General features: G+C 70.9%; 3 protein-coding genes. All 3 read right to left on the bottom strand.

The window, feature by feature from the left end:
- Window positions 1–111: 111 nt before the first annotated feature.
- A complete protein-coding gene (locus IQ210_RS46900; RefSeq protein ID WP_194085394.1) occupies window positions 112–1,668 on the bottom strand; it encodes an aldehyde dehydrogenase family protein in 1,557 nt (518 codons plus the stop codon).
- A gap of 194 nt (window positions 1,669–1,862) precedes the next feature.
- On the bottom strand, window positions 1,863–2,747 hold the full coding sequence (gene sucD / locus IQ210_RS46895) for a succinate--CoA ligase subunit alpha (RefSeq protein ID WP_194085393.1): 885 nt from the start codon (window positions 2,745–2,747) through the stop codon (window positions 1,863–1,865).
- Window positions 2,748–2,758: 11 nt separating this feature from the next.
- Entirely contained in the window at window positions 2,759–3,889 is a 1,131-nt protein-coding gene (gene sucC, locus IQ210_RS46890; protein ID WP_194085392.1) for an ADP-forming succinate--CoA ligase subunit beta, read from the bottom strand.
- Between the last annotated feature and the right edge of the window lie 124 nt (window positions 3,890–4,013).

The following is a 4,013-nucleotide window of genomic DNA, read 5'->3' as shown; positions in this document are numbered from 1 at the left end:
TCATGCTCGCCACCCCATCCCTCTTCGTTTTGCATATTGCATACCGACTGAGTGTTGTGTTCGCCGCTGACGGGCGGCGCCCGTGCCAGGGCGCCGCCCGTCGCGTCGGCCTTACGGCATCAGCTGGTACTCCGGGAAGTTCCCGGGCAGGCGCTCGTCCGCCGGGCCCTGGGTCACCGCGCGCACCAGCAGCTCACCGCCGACGAACGCGCCGCGCCAGGAGGCGCCGAAGCCGCCGAACAGCTCGTCCCGGTCGCCGCGGGAACGCGGCTTGCCGTGGCCGACCTTGAAGGCGCGGATCTGGGGTGCGAGCCGGTCGAAGGTCGACTGGTCGTCGGTGGACAGGGTGGCGACCAGGGCGCCGTTGGAGGCGTTCATGGCGGCCAGCAGCTCGGCCTCCGTGTCGACCAGGACGATGGTGTCGACCGGGCCGAAGGGTTCGGCGTGGTGCAGCGGGGAGGACGGGGGCGGGTTGAGGAGGGTGACGGGCTGGACGTACGCCGAGGTGTCCTGGCCGGGCAGGAAGCGGGCGTCGGCATGCGTGCCGCGGTGCAGCGGGACGGCCCCGCGGTTGATGGCCTCCGCGATCTGGTCGTGCAGCTCCTTGGCCTTGGCCGCGTTGATGACCGGCCCGAAGTCCAGGGCCGGGTAGGGGTCGTCGGCGTGGGCGACCGCCAGCGGGTGCCCGACGGTGAGCGAGCGCACGGCCGGGAGGTACGCCGCGAGGAACGCGTCGAACAGCTCGCGCTGGACGACGAAGCGCGGGTACGCCGTGCACCGCTGCTTGCCGTAGTCGAAGAGCTTGGGGATGACGGCCGTCAGCGTGTCCCAGTCCGAGTAGTTCCAGATGCCCCAGGTGTTGAGTCCTTCCTGTTCGAGGATGTGCCGCTTGCCGAGGTCGGCGACGGCCGTGGCGACGGCGGCGCCGGTGTCGCGGCCGCCGACGAAGGAGACGCAGCCGATCTCGGGCGCCTTGACCAGTGCCTCCGACAGCTCGCCGCCGCTGCCGCTGACGAGGGTGACGGGGATGCCCTCGCGGGCGGCGAGGGCGCAGGCCAGGGTGAGACAGGCGACGCCGCCGTCGGTCGGGGTCTTGGCGATGACCGCGTTGCCCGCCAGTGCTTGGACCAGCAATGCGTGAACGAGCACGCTCATCGGGTAGTTCCAGCTCGCGATGTTGGACACCGGGCCGTCCAGGGGTGCCCGGCCCGCGACCATCGGCTCGATGCCGTCGACGTACCAGCGCACCCCGTCGATGGCCCGGTCGACGTCGGCCTGGGCGAGCCGCCAGGGCTTGCCGATCTCCCAGACCAGGAGGAGCGCGAGCAGCTCGCGGTGCTGGGTGAGGGCGTCGAGGGTGGCCGCGACGCGGGCGCGGCGCTCGTCGAGCGGGACGTGCCGCCAGGCCCGGTGCTGGTCGAGGGAGGCGCGCACGGCCCGGTGGGCGGCGTCGCGGTCGAGGCGGGGCGGGCCGGCGATGGGGCTGCCGTCGACCGGGCTGGTGGCGGGCAGGGCCCGGCCGTCCGCCTGCCAGGCGGCGTTCCAGAGGTTGAGGACGCGGTCGTCGCGGAACGCCTCGGGGGCGACGGCGAGGCAGCGCTGCCAGGCGTCGTCCCAGGTCGTGCCGGACTTCACCACGAAGGGGGTGGAGTTGAGGGTGGATGTCATGCGGTGTCTCCGCTCTCGGTGCACAGTCGGGGGCGGGGGGTGATGTGGTGCGGACCGCGTGAGGACACGTGCCGACGCGGCCAACGGTCTTTTGGCGCGGGGGAGATTGCGGTGGCGCCGGATGTGCGCCCCGCGGTTACTCCGTTGTTCCCGGCGGGGTCCCGGTACCAACCATGAGTGAAGCCTGGGTGGTGTCAGGCGCCGGTTTCCAGCCGGGCGAGCACAAGGCGGGCCGTCTCGGTCGGGGTGTTTCCGACCTTGACACCGACCGCCTCCAGGGCTTCCTTCTTCGCCTGCGCGGTGCCGGAGGAGCCGGACACGATGGCGCCCGCGTGGCCCATGGTCTTGCCTTCGGGCGCGGTGAAGCCGGCGATGTAGCCGACGACCGGCTTGGTGACGTGGTCGCGGATGTAGGCGGCGGCCCGTTCCTCGGCGTCTCCGCCGATCTCCCCGATGAGAACGATGAGTTCGGTGTCGGGGTCGTCCTGGAAGGCGGCCAGGCAGTCGATGTGGGTGGTGCCGACGACGGGGTCGCCGCCGATGCCGACACAGGTCGAGAAGCCGATGTCGCGCAGCTCGTACATGAGTTGGTAGGTGAGCGTGCCCGACTTGGACACCAGGCCGACACGGCCGGACCTGGTGATGTCCGCGGGGATGATGCCCGCGTTGGACTGGCCCGGAGTGATCAGGCCAGGACAGTTGGGACCGATGATCCGGGTGCCCTTCCCCTTCGCGTACGAGGTGAAGGCGACGGAGTCGTGGACGGGGATGCCCTCGGTGATGACGACGGCCAGCCCGATGCCGGCGTCGGCGGCCTCGACGACGGCCGACTTGGCGAAGGCGGGCGGTACGAAGACGACGGTGACGTCGGCCCCGGTCGCCCGCATCCCCTCGGCGACCGATCCGAAGACAGGGACGGCCCGCTCGTCGAAGTCGACGCTCTGCCCGGCCTTGCGCGGGTTGACGCCGCCGACGATGTTCGTGCCGGCGGCGAGCATGCGCCGGGTGTGTTTCATGCCCTCGCCGCCCGTCATGCCCTGGACGAGGACCTTGGACTCCTTGGTGAGAAAGACGGCCATGTCCCGCTCCTTCAACTGGTGTTGGCGAGTTGGGCGGCGCGGCGGGCGGCGCCGTCCATGGTGGTGGCCTGCTGGACGAGGGGGTGGGCGCGGCCGTCGAGGATCGCGCGGCCGCGGACGGCGTTGTTGCCGTCGAGGCGCACGACGAGCGGCTTGGTCAACTCCACCGCGTCCAGGGCCTGCACGATGCCGTCGGCGACCGCGTCGCAGGCGGTGATCCCGCCGAAGACGTTGACGAAGACCGACTTCACCGCGGGGTCGGAGAGGATGGCGGACAGCCCGTCGGCCATGATGCGGGCCGAGGCGCCGCCGCCGATGTCGAGGAAGTTGGCGGGCCGGGCACCGCAGCCGGCGACCACGTCGAGCGTCGACATGACCAGGCCCGCGCCGTTGCCGATGATGCCGACCTCGCCGTCCAGCTTGACGTAGTTGAGACCCTTCGCCGCGGCGGCGGCCTCCAGCGGGTCGTCGTGCACGGCCTCATCCGCGCCCCAACGGGCCTGCCGGAAGCGGGCGTTGTCGTCGAGCGTGACCTTGCCGTCGAGGGCGAGGATCTGCCCCTGCCGGGTACGGACGAGCGGGTTGACCTCGACGAGGACGGCGTCCTCGCGGACCAGCACCTGCCACAGCCGTACGAGAACGTCGACGGTCTGCGCCGGCAGACCGGCCGCGTCGGCGATCTCCTGCGCCTTCGCGGACGTCACGCCCTCGGCCGGGTCGATGTGGATGCGCGCGACCGCCTCCGGCCGGCTGGCGGCCACCTCCTCGATCTCCATGCCACCCTCCGCGGAGGCGATGGCGAGGAAGCGCCCGGCGGCGCGGTCGAGGACGTACGAGACGTAGAACTCGGCCTCAATGTCCACGGGTTGGGCCAGCATGACCTTGCCGACCGTGTGCCCCTTGATGTCCATGCCGAGGATCTGACGTGCCGTGAGTTCTGCTGCGGGCGGGTCGGCAGCGAGCTTGACGCCTCCCGCCTTGCCCCGGCCCCCTGTCTTCACCTGCGCCTTGACGACCACGCGGCCACCGAGCCTGCGGGCGATCTCGCGGGCCTCCTGCGGGGAGTCGGCGACCTCCGCCCGCGGCACCGGAATGCCGTGCTCTTGGAAGAGTCCCCGCGCCTGATGCTCGTACAGGTCCATGATTCGGCTCCCGTCTTAAAAGTGGTGCACGACCCCTGGACATCACCCATCGGATGCGGGATAACAATCTTCATACAGTATTCGTCGACTGTATGCAATGTGCCAAGCGAGGTGACCGTGACAG

It is taken from the genome of Streptomyces justiciae (assembly GCF_015163075.1).
Lineage (GTDB): Bacteria > Actinomycetota > Actinomycetes > Streptomycetales > Streptomycetaceae > Streptomyces > Streptomyces justiciae.
This window is presented reverse-complemented; position numbering and strand designations above follow the sequence as displayed.